The 16,902-nt window shown below is 70.7% G+C and carries 17 protein-coding genes; 9 read left to right on the top strand and 8 right to left on the bottom strand.

The genetic code is table 11. The features are described 5' to 3' along the window. The first annotated feature begins 219 nt into the window (after positions 1-219). Both OG625_RS40980 and OG625_RS40975 read left to right on the top strand, forming a co-directional pair. Entirely contained in the window at positions 220-891 is a 672-nt protein-coding gene (locus OG625_RS40980) for a DUF4097 family beta strand repeat-containing protein (protein ID WP_329391878.1), read from the top strand. Between the two features lie 135 nt (positions 892-1,026). Next, entirely contained in the window at positions 1,027-1,302 is a 276-nt protein-coding gene (locus OG625_RS40975) for a type II toxin-antitoxin system RelE family toxin (protein ID WP_329392019.1), read from the top strand. A gap of 130 nt (positions 1,303-1,432) precedes the next feature. Here the strand turns inward: OG625_RS40975 and OG625_RS40970 are convergent, their stop codons facing one another. The 5 genes from OG625_RS40970 to OG625_RS40950 all read right to left on the bottom strand — a co-directional run bounded on the left by OG625_RS40970 (position 1,433) and on the right by OG625_RS40950 (position 5,680). Beyond that, positions 1,433-1,888, bottom strand: a complete 456-nt coding sequence (locus OG625_RS40970; RefSeq protein ID WP_329391876.1) for a nuclear transport factor 2 family protein — start codon at positions 1,886-1,888, stop codon at positions 1,433-1,435. 257 nt (positions 1,889-2,145) lie between these two features. Next, positions 2,146-2,715 (bottom strand): hypothetical protein, encoded by a 570-nt coding sequence (locus OG625_RS40965; RefSeq protein WP_329391873.1) that lies wholly within the window; start codon positions 2,713-2,715, stop codon positions 2,146-2,148. 285 nt (positions 2,716-3,000) lie between these two features. After that, on the bottom strand, positions 3,001-3,636 hold the full coding sequence (locus OG625_RS40960) for a DUF6875 domain-containing protein (protein ID WP_329391871.1): 636 nt from the start codon (positions 3,634-3,636) through the stop codon (positions 3,001-3,003). Continuing rightward, positions 3,633-4,235 carry a hypothetical protein gene (locus tag OG625_RS40955; protein WP_329391869.1) on the bottom strand — a complete coding sequence of 201 codons (603 nt, stop codon included), beginning with the start codon at positions 4,233-4,235 and terminating at the stop codon, positions 3,633-3,635. Before OG625_RS40955 ends, OG625_RS40960 begins: the two co-directional genes overlap by 4 nt. A gap of 50 nt (positions 4,236-4,285) precedes the next feature. Continuing rightward, positions 4,286-5,680: a pyridoxal phosphate-dependent decarboxylase family protein gene (locus OG625_RS40950; RefSeq protein ID WP_443067936.1), complete on the bottom strand. Its 1,395-nt coding sequence runs from the start codon at positions 5,678-5,680 to the stop codon at positions 4,286-4,288. A 200-nt stretch (positions 5,681-5,880) separates the two neighbouring features. On the opposite strand from OG625_RS40950, the gene OG625_RS40945 reads away from it, so the two are divergent. After that, positions 5,881-7,329 carry a multicopper oxidase family protein gene (locus OG625_RS40945; protein ID WP_329391867.1) on the top strand — a complete coding sequence of 483 codons (1,449 nt, stop codon included), beginning with the start codon at positions 5,881-5,883 and terminating at the stop codon, positions 7,327-7,329. 292 nt (positions 7,330-7,621) lie between these two features. Continuing rightward, on the top strand, positions 7,622-8,191 hold the full coding sequence (locus OG625_RS40940) for an anthrone oxygenase family protein (protein ID WP_329391865.1): 570 nt from the start codon (positions 7,622-7,624) through the stop codon (positions 8,189-8,191). A 115-nt stretch (positions 8,192-8,306) separates the two neighbouring features. Here OG625_RS40940 and OG625_RS40935 read toward each other — a convergent pair whose 3' ends face one another. Next, on the bottom strand, positions 8,307-8,804 hold the full coding sequence (locus tag OG625_RS40935) for an anthrone oxygenase family protein (RefSeq protein ID WP_329391863.1): 498 nt from the start codon (positions 8,802-8,804) through the stop codon (positions 8,307-8,309). A 159-nt stretch (positions 8,805-8,963) separates the two neighbouring features. Between OG625_RS40935 and OG625_RS40930 the strand changes: the two genes are divergently transcribed. Next, positions 8,964-10,361: an AMP-binding protein gene (locus tag OG625_RS40930; protein ID WP_329391861.1), complete on the top strand. Its 1,398-nt coding sequence runs from the start codon at positions 8,964-8,966 to the stop codon at positions 10,359-10,361. A gap of 142 nt (positions 10,362-10,503) precedes the next feature. Then, positions 10,504-12,057 carry an FAD-dependent monooxygenase gene (locus OG625_RS40925; RefSeq protein WP_329391859.1) on the top strand — a complete coding sequence of 518 codons (1,554 nt, stop codon included), beginning with the start codon at positions 10,504-10,506 and terminating at the stop codon, positions 12,055-12,057. Here OG625_RS40925 and OG625_RS40920 read toward each other — a convergent pair. Together OG625_RS40920 and OG625_RS40915 are read right to left on the bottom strand one after the other, a co-directional pair. Continuing rightward, positions 12,000-12,671, bottom strand: a complete 672-nt coding sequence (locus tag OG625_RS40920; protein WP_329391856.1) for a ScbR family autoregulator-binding transcription factor — start codon at positions 12,669-12,671, stop codon at positions 12,000-12,002. The two genes, OG625_RS40925 and OG625_RS40920, sit on opposite strands and share 58 nt — an antisense overlap. A 276-nt stretch (positions 12,672-12,947) precedes the next feature. Continuing rightward, positions 12,948-13,949 carry a ScbA/BarX family gamma-butyrolactone biosynthesis protein gene (locus OG625_RS40915; protein WP_329391854.1) on the bottom strand — a complete coding sequence of 334 codons (1,002 nt, stop codon included), beginning with the start codon at positions 13,947-13,949 and terminating at the stop codon, positions 12,948-12,950. Positions 13,950-14,406: 457 nt separating this feature from the next. Here OG625_RS40915 and OG625_RS40910 point away from each other — a divergent pair, with 457 nt between their 5' ends. The 3 genes from OG625_RS40910 (at position 14,407) to OG625_RS40900 (ending at position 16,879) form a co-directional block, all read left to right on the top strand. Further along, the gene (locus OG625_RS40910; protein ID WP_329391851.1) at positions 14,407-15,027 is read left to right on the top strand and encodes a ScbR family autoregulator-binding transcription factor; all 621 of its coding nucleotides are present in this window, start codon (positions 14,407-14,409) and stop codon (positions 15,025-15,027) included. Positions 15,028-15,264: 237 nt separating this feature from the next. Further along, on the top strand, positions 15,265-16,122 hold the full coding sequence (locus OG625_RS40905; protein WP_329391849.1) for an AfsR/SARP family transcriptional regulator: 858 nt from the start codon (positions 15,265-15,267) through the stop codon (positions 16,120-16,122). A 28-nt stretch (positions 16,123-16,150) separates the two neighbouring features. Continuing rightward, complete coding sequence (locus OG625_RS40900) at positions 16,151-16,879, top strand: ScbR family autoregulator-binding transcription factor (protein ID WP_329391847.1); 729 nt, start codon at positions 16,151-16,153, stop codon at positions 16,877-16,879. Positions 16,880-16,902: the final 23 nt, after the last annotated feature.

Below are 16,902 nucleotides of genomic sequence, written 5' to 3'. Positions count from 1 at the left end.
GGAAGGTGGGCGGCCCTCTGTCCGCCCGCGTATAGCGTTCACCTCCCATCCATTGCAACGAACGGAACAGCCTCCATTGCGTTGAATTCAAAGTCATTGCAACACTTTCTAGGCTCTGACCTGCATAAATCAAACATCTACGCAACGAACATGTTGCTAGATCCTTGAATGCAACGTAGCTTTTCCCTCATCGGAAAGAACGCATCCAAGGAGAAGACAATGCAGAACTTCAACACCGCCGCCCCGATCGCCGCCGTCCTCGACATCCCGGCGGGCAACGTCCGGTTCATCGCCGCGGACCGTGCCGACACCACGGTGGAGATCCTCCCCGCGGACGCTTCGAAGGGCCGTGACGTGAAGGCGGCGGAGCAGACCACGGTCGAGTACGCCGACGGCGTCCTGCGGATCGCGGCCGCTGCGGCGGCGAAGCAGATCCTGGGCAACTCCGGTTCGGTGCGGGTGACGGTGCAGCTGCCGGCGGGCTCGCACGTCGAGGCGAAGACGGCCTCCGCCGAGTTCGAGACCGTCGGTCGACTCGGCGATGTCACGTACGACAGCGCGCACGGCACGGTCACGCTCGACGAGGCCGCCGACGCCCGCGTCACCCTCCAGGCAGGCGACATCACGGTCGGCCGCCTGGGCGGCCCCGCCGAAATCAGCACCCAGAAGGGCGACATCACCATCACCGAGGCCGCGCGCGGCACGGTCACACTGCGCACTGAGCACGGCGAGATCTCGGTCGGCGCCGCCCACGGAGTCTCCGCCTCCCTGGACGCCGGTACGAGCTACGGCCGCATCGACAACGCCCTCACCAACACCGGCGGCGGCACCGCCGACCTGACCATCCACGCCACCACCGCCTACGGCAACATCACCGCCCGCAGCCTCTGACCGATGACCCGCCGTGCGATCCCCCGACGACTTGTCCGCCGGGCTGCCTCGCAGCCGGGCGGTCGGAGAGCCCGGAGAAGCGGCAGATGCGCGCCGACGAGGTGGCGCACTCGCGGGGTCAGGACTCACAGGCGTCTGGACTCCGCTGATGCAGACGTCCGAGCCGGGCCCACCGTCTGGGACGAGCCCGCCATCGACGCGGCCGCCCGGTTCCTCAAAGACGACGCCGACGGGCTGCGCCAGCTGATGGACGCCGTCGACCTGCTCGCCGATCAGCCCCGCCCCGAGGGCAGCACCCCCTACGGCTCCCCGGACCTGCGCCGGATGCGCGTCGGGCGCTACCGGGTCATGTACGAGATCACCGAGGCCACCATCACCATCGTGGTCATCCACGTCGGCCGCATCGGCTGACACCCTGCAGCAGCAGAGGGACGCCGGGCCGTCGCCGCCAGGTAGACGGACTTACTGTCCGCCACGAGACGACGGTGCTGATCGCAATCCTCAATGAGTGGCTGCGACCGGCAACTTTGCCGGTGCCGCCTCAGCGATCCTCACTCGACCCCTTCGTGTCGAACGCCTGGGCGACGGCAAGGCTGTCTTCGTAGACATGGTGGCGGGTGACAAGGCCGTCTTCGACAGTGAGGTGCAAAGCGAACCGAGCGCGATAGGCACGTCCGGTGGAGCGGGCGGTCTGACGGATCTCGCCGAGCACGACCGCGTCGTTGCCGTCGATGAGGATGCGTTCGATCTCGGTCGCCGCCTGCCCGGGAACGTGGTGCTCGGCGAGCTCGCGGTAGTGGGCGGCGGCATCGGCACGGGTGGAACGGTGGCGGATCCACGGGGTGGCGGCCCGACCGTGCTCGGCCTCTGGCCAGTCCAGCTTCCAGTCGCCCCGCTCGGCATACATCTCAGCGATGCGCTCAGGGTCGCCCTCGCCGATCCGGCGCAACAGTTCCTCCAGCACGGCGCGGGTGGTCGCAGGTGCGGCTATGGACACGGCTCATCACTCCGATCCGACATCCGCGTCCGATCTGGCGCGGCGAGATCACCATTCTCGCCAGCGCCGACAGACCGGTGCCATTACTTCCCAGGTAAGGGCATGGAGTACAAAGATCCACTTTCGCACGTCAGACGGTGTCAGGAAGGTGGCCGAGCTTGAGTGCTGAGGCCCGCAACCTCATGGTTGCGGGCCTCAGGCCTCGGGCGTTGCGGCAGGGCGCGTTGCTCCTCGCCGACTGCGGAGCGGGTAGCGGGTCAGGCGGTGAGGTCGGCGATTATGTTGGCCACGACCCAGGTGGCCCACAGCAGCGGCACGATCGCCACGTACGCGAGCGGCCGGGCGTACACCGGCGGGCCCTCCTCCAGGGGCTGGCGGCCCGGTGCCGGCTCGGAGGGCGGGAGCTTGCCGAACTTGATCGAGGCGATCAGGTTCCAGAGCAGCGTGAAGGGCGTGAAGATCACCAGGGAGAGGGGGCTCCACCAGCCCTGGAACAGCGTCTTCGTGGTCATGGTGCGCACCAGCGACCGGCCGCACTGGCGGCAGAAGGGGCCTTGGAGGGTGTGGAAGCGCATCATGATCAGCACGCCCACGTGGGCGCGGACCGCGATGTTCGCCGCCTCCGGGGCCCCGCAGTTGCGGCATCCGGGCGCGGGTGCTTGAGCGTGGGGGTACGGGTACGGGGCCGCGTACTGCGGGTGCTGCGGCATGGGCTGGTGGCCAGGGGCGGGCGGCTGTGCGTACGGGTTCTGCGTGGGATGCGCGCCGGCGTACGGGTCGGGGGGAACGGGGGCGCCGGAGTAGGGGTTCGGCGGGGGAGTGGTCATGGCGGGCTTTCAGGATCGGCGCGGGCAGGGGAGCGGCGTCCGGCCTGAACCCTTGTACGGCTTTCGCTTCCGGGTGTCTTCACGGAGGGAGGAGGCATCGAACGCCTGTGCTCTCGTATGGCCTGAACTTATCAGGCATTTGTGGCCCATTGAGCTGCGCGGACCGTCCCGTGAACACCCCGATGTGCTCCGCGGGCGCGGGATCCGCGCAGGCCGGCCCCGGATGCGTTTCGCTTCCGGGGCCGGAGTCGTAGCGGTGGGGCTGCTCGCCCTTGGACGGAACCGTCAGGCGGCGACCACGCGGCTCACCAGCTGGTCGCGGATGCGGGACGGGATTTCCGGGGCGAAGCGCTGGAGGTAGTGGTCCATGTGGGAGTCGTCGCCCACCAGGAACGGGAGGTCGAAGACCAGGAGCTTGCGGACGGCCAGGAGGGGCAGCGGCGCGCGGAGCGGGCGGAAGGACTCGTTGTAGAGGCCCGGCTCCTCGCAGACCGGGTGGAACTGGCCGATCATCAGGCCCTCCGCCACGAACTCGTCCTTCGCCTTGCGCTGGAGTTCGTCCAGCTCGACCGAGTCCGTCGGGTCGAAGCCCGGGAGGACCAGGAGGATCGTCAGGAGCTCGCGGTCCTCCGGGGAGAGGGGCGCGGAGAGCGCGGCGTGGCGGGTGCGGAGGGAGTCGACCGCCGAGGCCAGGTCCTCGCAGTCCGCGGACGGCAGGGCCAGGTGGAAGAGCTCCTTGCGCAGCGAGGGCTGGGTGTACGGGCACACCGGGCCCGAGCGGCCCAGTTCGGGGTGGCTCGAGACCAGGAAGTCCCGGCTCCACATGAGGACTTGAAGGAGCGGGCCCAGGGCGTCGGCAGGTGCTTCGCCGCGGGCGATCTGGCCCGGGGTCCACGACTGGATCAGGTCGTCTCCCCTCATCGGGGGTCCCTCCACATCGGTCGGAGTACGGGTCCGCCGGCGGGCAGCTCCAAGTCCCCGCCCAGGCGGTCGAAGCCGAAGCGGCGGGTCGCCGCCTCGCCGCCCGGGGAGCTGGCCTCCGTGTACGCGCCGACGCCCTCGGCGTCCGCGCGGGCGAGCAGTGTGGTCAAGAGGTGGGAGATCAGGCCGCCCTGCTGGCGGCCGGGGCGGACCGCGCCGAAGGAGATGTAGTAGTGCGGCGGGCCGTGGGGGTGGTGTTCCGCCTGGAGGGCGGAGATCGTGCGCAGGGCGTCCGCGTGCTCGCCCAGGGCCTCGGTGAAGGCCGCGTCCAGGGCTGCCTCGTCGGGCTCGGCGCCGGGCGGCAGGAAGAGCAGCACCGCGTCGCCGTCCGGGGTGGTGAGCACCCCGTCGTGTGCGGCGGACAGTTCGACGAACACCCGGAAGAACCCCGGCAGGAGCTCGGTTCGGAGCCGTTCGTTCGGGATCATCCAGCGCGCCAGGGGGTCGTTGTGGAAGGAGGAGGCGAGCAGGGCGGACAGGTGGGTGACTCGGGAGCGGCTGAGGTTGGGGGAAGGGGAAGGGGAGAGGGTCGGGGACAAGACGGGTCCTCCGGTCGGTAGGAGAGGAGAGGGGAGAGGGGCGTGCTCGGTCAGGCCGGCGTGCGGCCCAGGGCGGCGAGTTCCGACACCCGGGCGTGCAGCACCGGCAGGTAGTGCTCGGACTCCGGCTTGATCAGGACGCTGCGGATCACCCGGGCCGCCTCCGCGTCGCGCACCACCTGCGGGTGGCGGCGTACGAAAGCGTCGGCGTCCGCGCGCAGCACGCTCAGGAACACCGGGTCTGCCTCGGCCGTCATTCCGTCGCGCAGCAGGCGGTCCGAGGCCGCGTCGATGGAGGAGAGGGAGCCGTCCGCGGTCGTCGGGAAGTACGTGACGATGTCGAGGTCCGGGCGCTGGTAGAGGGTGAGGTCGTCGGACGTGGCGAGGAGGTCCGCCCAGCTCAGTGCGGCCCGGCGGTTCGCGGCGAGGATGCGGCCGAAGCCGTCCGGGGTGAGCGGGAGGAGCTGCAGGGTCAGCCACAGGCCGGCGGCCGCGGCACCCGCCCGTGAGCACTCCAGGCTGATCTCGCCCAGGTGCAGGTCCGAGTCGGTGAAGTAGGTGTACGGGGAGTCGTGCGCGAAGTGCCGGCCGGCGCGCGGGTCCGGGAAGAGGACCGCGCCGCAGCCGTACGGCTGCAGGCCCTGCTTGTGCGGGTCGACGACGACCGAGTCGCATTCGGCGATCGCCCGCCAGGGTGCGGGGTCGATGTCGCCGGTGCCGGTCCGGCCGAGGATCGCGTAGAAGCCGCCGTACGCCGCGTCGACGTGCACCCGCGCCCCGTACCGGCGGGCCAGCCGCAGCACCTCGTGCACGGGGTCGACCGCCCCCAGGCCGGTGGTGCCGGTGGTGACGACGACGGTGCCGATCCGGCCGGTGCGCAGGGCCTGCTCCAGCGCGTCGAGGTCGATGCGCCCGTGGGCGTCGGCGGGGATGCGGTGGCCCTCCATGCCGAGGACGTGGCACATCCGCTCGTGCGTGTAGTGGCACTCGCTGCTGTACGCGATCCCGCGGTCCGGGTGCAGCTGCCGGGCGACGTACAGGGCCTCCAGGTTGGCCATGGTGCCGCTGGTGGTGAGGTGCCCGACGTGCGCGGCGAGGCCGAACATCGAGGCCAGCTCGGCGACCGCCTCGCGTTCCATCTCCGTGGTCGCCGGGCCGCCCTCCGCGGCGTGGTTGTTCGGGTTGAAGAGCATCGCGGTCAGGTAGCCGGTGACGGCCGCCGGATGCGGCGGCTTGACCATCTGTCCGGCGTAACGCGGGTGGAAGAACGGATAGTTGTGGTCCATCCGTTTGGCGAGGCGGTCGAAGGCCTCGGTGAACGCCTCGGGGGCGATCCGGTGCGCGTCGTGCGTCTCGTACGGTCCGAACTGCCCGCCCCACCGCTCCGCCACGCCGAGCGCACGCGGCAGCCAGTCGCGTAAGTCGTGCAGGTCGTGCAGGTCCACGGGAGCCTCCCCCAGCGGCCGCCGGGTGCGGCGGCACAAGTCGGGCGTACGCGGTCGTACGTACGCACGAGAAGGGTTGCCGGGCCCCCGCAAGGCCCGCGCAACCTCACCCCATCCGGGTTCGAGCGACGCGCTAGCGGGCCCTGGTGCACTCGCGGCGCGCCTCCCGCGCGCACCCCACCCTTCCCAGGAGGAAACCCATGGTCACCAGACGCAGCGTGCTCGGCGGCGCCATCGGCGCGGCCGGTGCGGGCCTGCTCACCACCGGTGGGCTGGTGCCGCTGCTCAGCGCCCAGTCCGCGGAGGCCACGGAGGCGGTCACCGTCCCGGCGCCGTTCACCGTGCGGATGCCGACGACGCCGGTGCTCTCGCCGATATCCGTGCTGGGCGGCCAGGACACGTACGCCGTGACCATGAAGGAGGTGGCGCGGGAGATCATCCCCGGGGTGCAGACGAAGGTCCTGACGTACAACGGGAACTTTCCGGGCCCCGTGCTGCGCGCCCGCTCCGGGCGGCCCGTGGTGATCCGGCACCGCAACAACCTGGGCATGCCGGTCTCGGTCCACCTGCACGGCGGCAACGTCTCACCGGAGAACGACGGCGGCCCCATGGACACCTTCGGGCCGGGCACCTCGCGCACCTACACCTACCCCAACCAGCAGGCGGGCGCCGGCCTCTGGTTCCACGACCACGCCCACCACATGGAGTCGGAGCACGTCTACCGCGGCCTGTCCGCCACCTACCTGCTCTCGGACGAGAACGAACGGTCGCTGCCGCTCCCGGCCGGCCAGTACGAGGTCCCGATCGCCCTGCGCGACGCCCGCTTCGACGAGGCCGGACAGCTGGTCTACGTCATGGACGACGTCTTCGGCCGGACGACCATCCTCGCCAACGGGCGCCCGAGCCCCTACTTCGAGGTGGCAGCGCGGAAGTACCGCTTCCGGCTGCTCAACTCCTCCAACATGCGCTTCTTCCAGCTCCGCTTGTCGGACGGCGGCCAGATGATCCAGATCGGCACGGACGGCGGGCTGCTGGAGCGCCCCTTCACCACCGACACCATCGGGCTGTCCCCGGCGGAGCGCGCGGACGTGGTCATCGACTTCTCCCGCTACCCGGTCGGCACGAAGATCGTCCTGGAGAACACCCTGGGCCCGGGCACCCCGGACCAGGTGGGCAAGGTGCTGCGCTTCGACGTCGTACGAACCGCCTCCGACCCGAGCCGGGTGCCCGACAGGCTGCGCACGTTCCCGGCCCTGGCGCCGGCGACGGTGCAGCGCAACATCGTCCTCAGCATGGACGAGGACGGCCGGGAGGAGCCGAGGGGCTTCATGGACGGCCAGGAGTGGGACTACCAGCGCATCGATCAGACCATCGCGCACGGCACCTCGGAGATCTGGACCGTCACCAACGCCAACAAGATCGTCCCGCACAACTTCCACATGCACCTGGTGCAGTTCCGGCTGCTGGAGCGCAACGGCGCCCCGGTCGGGCCGGGCGAGGCCGGCGCGAAGGACACCGTGCGGCTCTTCCCCGGCGAGACGGTGAAACTGCACGCCACCTTCAACACCTACAAGGGGACGTACGTCTACCACTGCCACCTGCTGGACCACTCGGCGATGGGGATGATGGCGAACTTCCGCATCCGGTAGGCCGTGTCCGGCGCGCGGCCGGTGCCACGTCCGGTGCCACGGCTCCGCTCGACGACCGCTCAAGGGCGAGCCGAGGATCCGTCGGAAGAATCCTGGGCAACAGACCATGTCCGGCCGTGTCCCCCACGAGTCATCACATGAGTCCAGTTTTTGATCTCTGCGGTCGAGTTCAGCGGTCGAGCCCTGCTCGAACGTCGGTGGAAACCCATGGCCGGGTGTCCCGGGGAGTGCCACGATCGGATGTCCGTGCCGAGGGCGAGCAGCACTCCCACCACCCAGACGAGGATGTCCCATGAACTCCAATCCGGCCGGTAGCGGGCCCTACGCCCCGCCCCGGCAGCCCCCGCCGGCGACCACCGAGCGCTCCAAGATCGCCACCGCGCTCCTCCTGGTCTCGACGGTGCTGGTCGGCCTGATGGCGGGCCTGTTCTTCGCCTTCGACGTCTCGGTGATGCCGGGACTGGCCGAGGGCGACGACCGTACGTACGTCACCGCGATGCAGTCCTTCAACGAGATGATCGACGGCAACGGGCTCTTCGGCATGGCGTTCGTCATCGCCCTGCTCGCGTCCGCCGCCTCGGCGGTCGTCGAGTACCGCAAGGGCCGCCGCGGCGTGGCGATCTGGGTAGGGGCGGCCGCCCTGGCCTACTTCGTCGTCCTGATGATCACGTTCTCCGTGAACATCCCGCTGAACAACGAGCTCGCCGACGCGGGCGACGCGGCGAAGCTGACGGACTTCGCGATCGTCGAGAAGTTCAAGAGCACCTGGGTGTCCACCAACATCATCCGCACCCTGCTGTGCACGGTGGCCCTGACCGCCCTGGCCCGTGCCCTGATCCTCTACGGCCGGGCCACCCGCTGACCCATCGAGCCCCGACTCCGCCGGTCCTCGTCCTCCCCCACGCACCACCTCGAAGTCCTCCGGCCCACCCGACCGGGGGACTTCGTGCGTGCCCGGGTGCGTGCCCGGGTGCGGGTCAGCGGGCCTGACCGTGCAGGTACAGGGCCCAGGCCAGGAAGCCGACCGCGGCGGTGCAGAGCAGGGTGCGCCAGACGTTCGCGCGGGCCCAGGGGCCCTCGAAGGCGCGGCGGACGGCGGCCGGGTCGCTGATCCGGGCGACCGGGCCGGCCTTCTCCAGCGCGTTGTTCAGCGGGATGTTCACCTTGTTGGTGAGGCCCATCGACAGGATGTAGCAGACCAGGGCCGCGATCAGCGGGGGCAGCACGTCACGGCCGTCGGACGGGACGTGAAGGGCCAGCGCCAGGGCGGTGAACAGGAACGCGCCGATGTAGCCGAGGACGAACCAGCCGTTGAGGATGGCCTTGTTGATGTGCTGCATGACCTCGATGACCGTCCGGTCGTCGGAGCGCTTCAGACCCGGCATCACGGAGACGGAGAAGCCGTAGAACAGGCCGCTGACCAGGCCCATGGTGACGGTGGCGGCGATGAGCGAGGCCAGCCGTGCGGTCTCCATATTGTCTCCCCCTGCTCGTCCGTCCTCGGAGGATCTCGGTCATCGATTCTTCGGGAACGGGTCATCAACTAGTCAAGGCACCGCGACTATACGGGGGCGGGCGTCCTGAGGCGCGGAGGATTCGAGCAGCCGTCCACTGCGTCTTGAGCAGCCGTCTCGATGCCGGGACCACCACAGAGGGGAACTATCGTGCTCACCGCACTCGAAGGTGCGTACGGGGACCGCGCGGACGCCGTCACCGTCGCCGGCCGCACCGCTTCGTACGAGGAACTGCTCGGCGCGGCCGGGGCGGTGGCCGCGGACGTCGCGGGGGCCCCGGCCTTCGCGGTGACCGCCACGCCCTCCCTGGAGACCGTCGCCGCGGTGGTCGGCGGGCTGCTCGCCGGGGTGCCCTGCGTACCGCTGCCGCCCGACGCGGGGACCGACGAGCGGGAGCACATCCTGCGCGACTCGGGTGCCGCGGAGGTCGAGGTGGACTTCGCCCGGCGCTCTTCGGCGGCCCGGTCCGGGAAGCCCGCCGCGCCCGGGGACCCCGCGCTGATCCTGTACACCTCCGGGACCACCGGCCCGCCCAAGGGCGTGGTCCTCAGCGGCGCCGCCATCGCCGCCGACCTCGACGCGCTCGCCGGAGCCTGGCAGTGGAGCGCCGACGACACCCTGGTGCACGGGCTGCCGCTGTTCCACGTGCACGGGCTGGTCCTCGGCGTGCTCGGCGCCCTGCGCACCGGCAGCCGCCTCGTGCACACCGGGCGGCCGACGCCCGAGGCCTACGCCTCGGCCGGCGGCAGCCTGTACTTCGGGGTGCCGACCGTGTGGTCCCGTATCGCCGCCGCACCGGAGGCCGCCGCCGCGCTGTCCGGGGCCCGGCTCCTGGTGTCGGGCAGCGCCGCCCTGCCCGCGCCCGTCTTCCGGGACCTGGAGCGGCTGACCGGACACCGCCCCGTGGAGCGCTACGGGATGACCGAGACCCTGATCACGGTGAGCGGGCGGGCGGGGGGCGAGGTGCGGCCCGGGACGGTCGGCACCCCGCTGCCCGGCATCGCCACGCGGATCGCCGCCGAGCCGGGCGCGGAGATCGGGGAACTCCAGCTGACCGGGCCCACCCTGTTCTCCGGGTACCTCGGCCGGCCGGAGGCCACCGCCGCCGCGTACACCGAGGACGGCTGGTTCCGTACGGGAGACATCGCGGCCGTCGACGAGGCGGACGGCGTGCACCGGATCGTGGGCCGCGCCTCCATCGACATGATCAAGTCCGGGGGCTACCGGATCGGCGCGGGCGAGATCGAGAACGCCCTGCTGGACCACCCCAAGGTGCGCGAGGCGGCCGTGGTCGGCGTGCCCGACGCGGACCTCGGACAGCGGATCGTCGCCTACGTCGTCGCCGAGGGGGTCACCGGCGCGGAGCTCACCGACTTCGTCGCCGCGCACCTGTCGGTGCACAAGCGCCCGCGCGAGGTGCGCTTCGTCGGGGCGGTGCCGCGCAACGCCATGGGCAAGCCGCAGAAGAAGCTGCTGCTGTCGGGGGAGTCGGCGGAGTTCGGTCCGAACTCCGCCTGAGAGTTGCGGAGTTGCTCTTGTCGCGGCGGCGCCGAAAGCTAGAAAACAAACGGGCTGCCCGGTATATTTCCGGCTGCCGGATGGGGACTGGCCAACGGGGAGGGGCGCCGCTGTGCAGGGGTTACGTCGGTTACATGCGCAGGTGATCGTGGTGGGCGGCGGCCCGGTCGGCATGCTCGTCGCCGCCGAGCTCGCCGCGTACGGAGTGGACACCGTCCTGCTCGAATCGCAGGTCCGGGTCTCCGAACGGCCCAAAGCGACCACGCTGCACGCCAGGGCGGTGCAGAGCCTGGTCAGGCGCGGTCACCTGGCGGGACCCGTGGCCCCGTCCGCCGGTCCCGGGGGCGGCGCCAGCCCCTTCCACTTCGCAGGCCTGCCCGGCCTGCTCATCGCGGCTCCCGAGACCGAACCGCAGCCGATCCTCAAGTGCCCCCAGGCCGAGCTGGAGCGGCTGTTCGAGGGGCGGGCCCGGGCGGCGGGAGCCCGGATCCTGCGGGAGCACCGGGTGACGGAAACGGTCCAGGACCGGGACGGGGTGCGGGTCACCGCCGAGGGGCCGCAGGGGCCGGTCACCTGCGCCGCCCAGTACGTGGTGGGGGCGGACGGGGCGCGCGGTACGGTCCGCGAACAGGCGGGCATCACCTCCGACACCTGGCCGGCCACGGTCGCCTCGCTCATGGGCACGGTCACACTGACGGACCCGGACGTGCTGTCCCAGGGGTGGCTCCGTACGGACCGGGGCTGGATCGTGACCAAGCGCGACCCGGGGGGCGGGATGCACATCAGGACGCTCAACTGCGCCGGCGCCCATGCCGACCGGCAGCTGCCGCCCACCCTGGAGGACCTGCGGAGGGAGGTGTCCTGGATCGCCGGACACGACGTCGCGATGGAAGATCCGCGCTGGCTCAGCAGGTTCAGCGACGTCACCAGACTCGCCCGGACCTTCCGGGCGGAACGGGTCTTCCTGATGGGGGACGCGGCGCACGTGCACTTCCCCATCGGTGGACAGGGCCTGAGCACCGGGGTGCTGGACGCCCTCAACCTGGGCTGGAAGCTGGCGCTCGCCGTGCACGGCAGAGCGGGCGAGGAGCTGCTGGACACCTACGACCTGGAGCGCCGGCCGGCCGGCCGGCGGGTCATCGAGAACACCCGGGCCCAGCTCGCCCTGATGCGGCCGGGCCTCGAACCGGACGCCCTGCGCGGGGTGTTCGCCGAAATACTGGCCGCCGACGACGGCCACGGGCACCTCAGCGGCATGATCAGTGCACAGGACACGGTGCTTCCGGCACACCCCGGCCGTCCTTCGCCCGGAGCGGGAACGTTCCTGCGCAACGCACCGCTCCACACGGAGGCGGGCGAGACCGATGTGATCGGCCTCCTACGGGACGGCCGTCCGCTGCTCCTGCTCCTGGGCGAGAAGGGCGACGCCCACCGGGACGAGGCGCGCCCATGGGCGGGGACGCTGCACGTGGTGCGTGCGCGGCCCGCGCCCGGAGTGCCGTACGACGCGCTCCTGGTGCGGCCCGACGGCTACATCGCGTGGACGCCGGGTGGGACGGACCTGCCCGACGTCCTGTCCGGGTACCTCGTCGAGGACGGCAGCGACGATGCCGCCGGGAGTCGGACGGGCGCTGCCGCTCAGCCGACGGAGCTCGACAGTTCCAGCTCGTCGACCGCCTTCAGGGCCTCGACGTAGACCGTGGCTCCCCGGCCGTCGGAGAGGTCGAGCGACGCGAGGACGGAGGGCACCACCACGCTGGGCAGCAAGTGGCGCATCAGTGCGGAGACCCTGCTCGACAGGTCGCGGTAGTCGCAGATGGCCTGGGACATCTGCTGGATGCCGGCGAACGATCCCACGATGACGTCGGCGGTCTCGGCGGGGACGACATGGGGCAGCAGCGCACCCTGCTCCCGGGCCTGCTGGAGCAGGTGCTGAAGGGCCTCGCTCCATCGTACGAAGGGTCCGCTGCGGTCCAAACCGTGTGCCTGCTGGTCCAGCGTCAGACGGACGCCGGCGCGCACCATGGGGTCGGTCTCCAGGCGGTGGGCGTGCAGCATCGCCACGTCGACGAGCTCCTGGACCTTGGACGTCCGGGCCGGTGGGACGAGGCGCAGGTCCTGCTCGGCGAGCACTCCCTGGGCCAGGTCGTCCTTCGACTGGAAGTGGAAGTACAGGGCTCCCTTGGTTACCCCGGCTTCGGTGAGGATCTGCGAGATCGTCGCGGCCTGGTAGCCGTGGTCCTCGAAGACCTTGGCCGCCGCGGACAGGATCGTCTGCCGTGTGCGGATGGCTCGGACCTGATCGGCCACGTCGGCTCCTCCCTTACTCAGGTTGCGAGTTCGGGGTCAGTAAAAAAACCGCCCAGTTTGTATCTTACCGCGAGTGGTGGTCTTGATCCGGTTCCGGGCAGACGAATTGTTGATCAGGGAACGGAAATTCACATGATCCTCGTCACCTGGTCACCTCGGTCACTGGAGTCGGCAGACGGCGGACGGCCCAGCTCGCCGAGTTGCTGGGCCGTCCGCTGCGTCGAGAGGGAGGAGGGCGGGGTGTCGGCGCGACGCCGAGGACGGTCGTGCGCGCGGTCAGCAGCCGTGCGACCCCGCGGTCACGGTGGCATTGAAGACGAGGGCGCCGTCCTGATGTGCGGTGACCAGGACGGTCTCCTCGCCGTCGCGGGCCGAGCCGGGAACCAGGTGGGCCTCGATCATGCAGGGCGCGTCCAGTTCGGTGTACCGCTTGAACTCGCTGGAGATGCTGAGGGGGAGGTACGAGGACCGCTTCAGGACGGCGGCAGTGGCCTGTCGGGCGGCCTCCATCAGCACCATGCCCGGAACGTGGTCCAGCGCGTGCTCGAAGAGGATGGGGTGACGGGTGTCCGCCCGTAACTGCCAGCGGTGGGGTTCGGCCGTGGGAGACAGGACCACGTCCATGGGGGACGTACGCCCGACGCTCTGCGGCGCCGCGGGGCCGATGAGGGGGAGCTGGTACCAGTCCGAGCCGAGGGTGTGCTCGCCGCGCACCCGTCGGTACAGTGTGGGCGCCATGGCGGAGTACGACGCGCCTCCGGTGGCGACGATGTTGCCCTCGCGCCATAAGACCGACTCGAAGCGGAGCTTCGAGACCTTCTTGCCGCGGCGCTCGATCTCCGTGCAGGTGATCTCGATGTCGAGAGTGGCGGGTGCCCAGCCCACGAGCAGGTGCTCGGGCCGTACGGCCACGTCGAGGTCCCACATGACGAACTGGTGCCCGAGCGGGATCCCGAATTCGGCGTGGCCGAGGAGGATGCAGAACTGGCGCACCGTTTCGCACACGATGAGCGGGTCGTGGTATCCGTCCGCGACCGGGGTGAAGAAGCTGTGGGCGCGGGGCCATTGCGCGGTCACGAGGAAGCGGTCATCGTCCAGGCGCTGCCAGTCGGTGAGAACGACCTCGGCGACGGAGGCCCGATGGACGAGCTCCTTGGGAACGGTGACGGTCAGAGACGGGAAGCGGAAGCCGTTCGGCTGGGACACGGGAGCCGTGATGTGTCCGGCCGGGGCGTCGTTCACCGTGGTGCGCTCGACTCGAAACGTGCTCGCGGACATTTCTCCCCCTTGGCTGCATGCGCTGGCGAGAAGGGCTGTTGTGTCTCTGGGCCGGAAAGATACAGACCACCCGGTTTAATCTCTAGCGATACTCGACCATCCGTTTTGGGATGAAGTGGAGTGATCTCCTCCAAGTAATCCATCACCCCTGGTCGGCAAATTTCTCCCGCCTTCTGGCCCGCCTCAGCCCTGGCATATGGGCCCGATTTCGGTGCCGGGCCCATCGAGCGGGGCGCGAGTCGTTCTCGAGTATCGCCATCGAAGGTGACCGAATGCCTTCGGCCGACGGTTCCCCATCGGTCGAGCCGGGTAGGTGGCGACCACGGGACTAAAAACCGCACAGGCGGTTTGTTAGAGTGGGTCGTCGAGCGGGACCGCACCCTCGCGCAGCTCCGCGGCACCTTCGCCGTGCCCGCCTTCCGTGGGTGCGGCACCTCTCGCAGTGACGGAGCAGTCCATGGTCAAACAGGAACGCGCGGCGCGGACGCGTGACACCCTGATCCGGTCCGCGGCCGAGATCTTCGACCGCGACGGGTTCCCCGTCGCGTCGCTCGCCGCGATCAGTTCGCTGGCCGGCGTGAGCAACGGGGCGCTGCACTTCCACTTCGCCAACAAGGCCGCGCTGGCGGACGCCGTCGAGGCGGCGGCGCTGAGTCGGCTGCTGGCCGTCACCGATGCCGTGCTCCCGATCGGGGCTCCCCGCGTACAGCTCCTGGTCGACGTCACCCACGGGCTCGCCGGGGCGCTGCGCGGCGACGTCGTGCTGCGGGCCGGCTTCGAGTTGAGCGGTGAGGCGTCCCGTGCCTCGCAGGCCGATCTGCGCGAGCGGTGGCGGCGCTGGGTCGAGGAGACGCTGAAACGGGCCGATGCCGAGGGCGAGTTGCGGCCGGAGGTGGCGGCCGGGGACGCGGGGGGTGCCGTCGTGGCCGCGACCGTGGGGTTCGAGGTGCTCGGGGCCCGGGACGCGGAGTGGCTCTCGGCGTCCACGGTCACCCGGTTCTGGCGGCTGCTGCTGCCGACGCTCGTGCCGGCGGAGCTGCTCGCGGACCTGGAGGCCGGGGGGACCCGCCCCCGGTAGCCGGGGCAGACCGGGCGGTTCGTTTTCAACCGTATCGGTTCGTTCTGGAGCGACCCTGGAGTCCCTCTGGGTTGGCCGTCCATTCTTGTGTGAACAGTAAATTCCCAGGTCAGAGGGGTGGTTGAGGGTTCGTTAGGTGGGTCATGAATATAAAACAGCACGGTCGGTTTTGTATTGACAAACCGTGGGACCTGTTTTTAACTGAAGTCGGCTCATCCAAGGACAGGGGAGTACGGCGTGGACATCGAAGTACTGGGCACACTGGCCGTGCGGGAGCAGGGGATCTCCGTTACGCCGACCGCCCCCAAGCCGCGACAGGTACTGGCGATCCTGGCGCTCCATGCCGACCAGGTCGTCCCGGTATCGGCGCTCATCGAGGAACTGTGGGCGGGCACCCCGCCGCGCAGCGCCCGGACGACCTTACAGACCTACGTGCTGCAACTGCGGACCCTCATCGCGGCCGCTCTGGAGCAGCGTCCGCCCGGTGAGGACGAGTGCGGGGGCGCGGGCACGGGCGAGCGGCGCACGGCCAAGGACGTACTGGTCACGCTGCCCGGCGGCTACCTGCTCGACAGCGGCGGCGGCGTCAGCGACATACGGGAGTTCGAGCGGCTCTCCGGAATGGGCTACCGGGCCATGGACGCCGGCGACTTCCCCGGCGCGGCCCGCAAACTGCGCGAAGCCCTGGCCCTGTGGTCCGGCCCCGCCTTCGCCGACGTACAGGGCGGAATCCAGCTGGACATGGAGACCCGGCGGCTGGAGGAGACCCGGCTCTGCGCCCTCGACCAGCGCATCGAGGCGGACCTGAGACTCGGCCGCCACCGCGAGCTGCTCGCCGAACTCACCGTGCTCGTGAGCCAGTACCGCACCCACGAGAACCTGCACGGCCAGTTCATGCTCGCGCTGCACCGCTCCGGCCGCCGCGGCGAGGCCCTCGACGTCTACCAGCGGCTGCGCGCGACCCTCGTACGGGAACTGGGCCTCGAACCCTCCACTTCGCTGCGCCGCCTGCAGCGCTCCATCCTCATGGCGAGCCCCGACGGCCCGTCCGAGGTGCCGGAGGCGGGCGGCGGACGTCTGGTACGCGTGGGCTGACATGGCCGCACGCGCGAGGACGCCGGCCATGACCGCAGCCAGGACGCCGGCCCGGACCGCGGCAGGGCCGCGGAGCCGGACCACCGGACCGGGCGGCGCCGCAGTGCAGGAACGCTCCGAGCGGACCCGCCGCAAACTCGTCCACGCCGGGGCCGAAGCCTTCCACCGCCACGGCTACGCGCACGCGACGCTCGGCGGGATCGCCGCATCCGCCGGCGTGACCAAGGGCGCCCTCTACTTCCACTTCGCCTCCAAGGACGAACTCGCCGAGGCCGTGCAGCAGCGGGGCTGCGCCCTGCTGGACGAATCCCTGCGCGCGCTGCGCGGATCCGGGCTCTCTCCCCTGCAGGCCCTGGTCGACGCGACGCACTGGCTGGCCCACGCCCTGCTCGACGAGCCGGCCGTGCCCGCCAGCTTCCGGATCACCAAGGAGTGCGCGGGCACCGGGGTGGGGGTCACCGACTTCCACCGCGTCTGGCTCACGGCGGCCTGCGGCCTGCTGCGCCAGGCCCGGGACGCGGGCGAACTGCGCGAAGGGTGCTCCTGGGAGAGCGCCGAATCGCTCGTCGCCGCGGCCGTGTGCGGGATCGAGGTGCTGGCGGGCACCGGAATGCCGGGCGCGGAACTCCAGCGCAGGGTGGCCGCGCTGTGGACCCTGCTGCTGCCCGGACTCGTACCCGAGGGCGCGGCGGGTGGCTTCCGTACGGGGGCGCCCGCGGCCACGTACGCGCACGGATTCCCGGGCAGCGCCGGCTGACCCGTATCGGCGCCGGTTCGGAG

This window comes from Streptomyces sp. NBC_01351 (assembly GCF_036237315.1).
Taxonomy (GTDB): Bacteria; Actinomycetota; Actinomycetes; order Streptomycetales; family Streptomycetaceae; genus Streptomyces.
This window is presented reverse-complemented; position numbering and strand designations above follow the sequence as displayed.

What these genes read in the sequence shown, in the direction of transcription:
- OG625_RS40980 (WP_329391878.1), top strand. Translation starts at nt 220, where the DNA reads ATGCAGAACTTCAACACCGCCGCCCCGATCGCCGCCGTCCTCGACATC.
- OG625_RS40965 (WP_329391873.1), bottom strand. Translation starts at nt 2,715, where the DNA reads ATGACCACTCCCCCGCCGAACCCCTACTCCGGCGCCCCCGTTCCCCCC.
- OG625_RS40960 (WP_329391871.1), bottom strand. Translation starts at nt 3,636, where the DNA reads ATGAGGGGAGACGACCTGATCCAGTCGTGGACCCCGGGCCAGATCGCC.
- OG625_RS40945 (WP_329391867.1), top strand. Translation starts at nt 5,881, where the DNA reads ATGGTCACCAGACGCAGCGTGCTCGGCGGCGCCATCGGCGCGGCCGGT.
- OG625_RS40940 (WP_329391865.1), top strand. Translation starts at nt 7,622, where the DNA reads ATGAACTCCAATCCGGCCGGTAGCGGGCCCTACGCCCCGCCCCGGCAG.
- OG625_RS40935 (WP_329391863.1), bottom strand. Translation starts at nt 8,804, where the DNA reads ATGGAGACCGCACGGCTGGCCTCGCTCATCGCCGCCACCGTCACCATG.
- OG625_RS40930 (WP_329391861.1), top strand. Translation starts at nt 8,964, where the DNA reads ATGCCGGGACCACCACAGAGGGGAACTATCGTGCTCACCGCACTCGAA.
- OG625_RS40915 (WP_329391854.1), bottom strand. Translation starts at nt 13,949, where the DNA reads ATGTCCGCGAGCACGTTTCGAGTCGAGCGCACCACGGTGAACGACGCC.
- OG625_RS40910 (WP_329391851.1), top strand. Translation starts at nt 14,407, where the DNA reads ATGGTCAAACAGGAACGCGCGGCGCGGACGCGTGACACCCTGATCCGG.
- OG625_RS40900 (WP_329391847.1), top strand. Translation starts at nt 16,151, where the DNA reads ATGACCGCAGCCAGGACGCCGGCCCGGACCGCGGCAGGGCCGCGGAGC.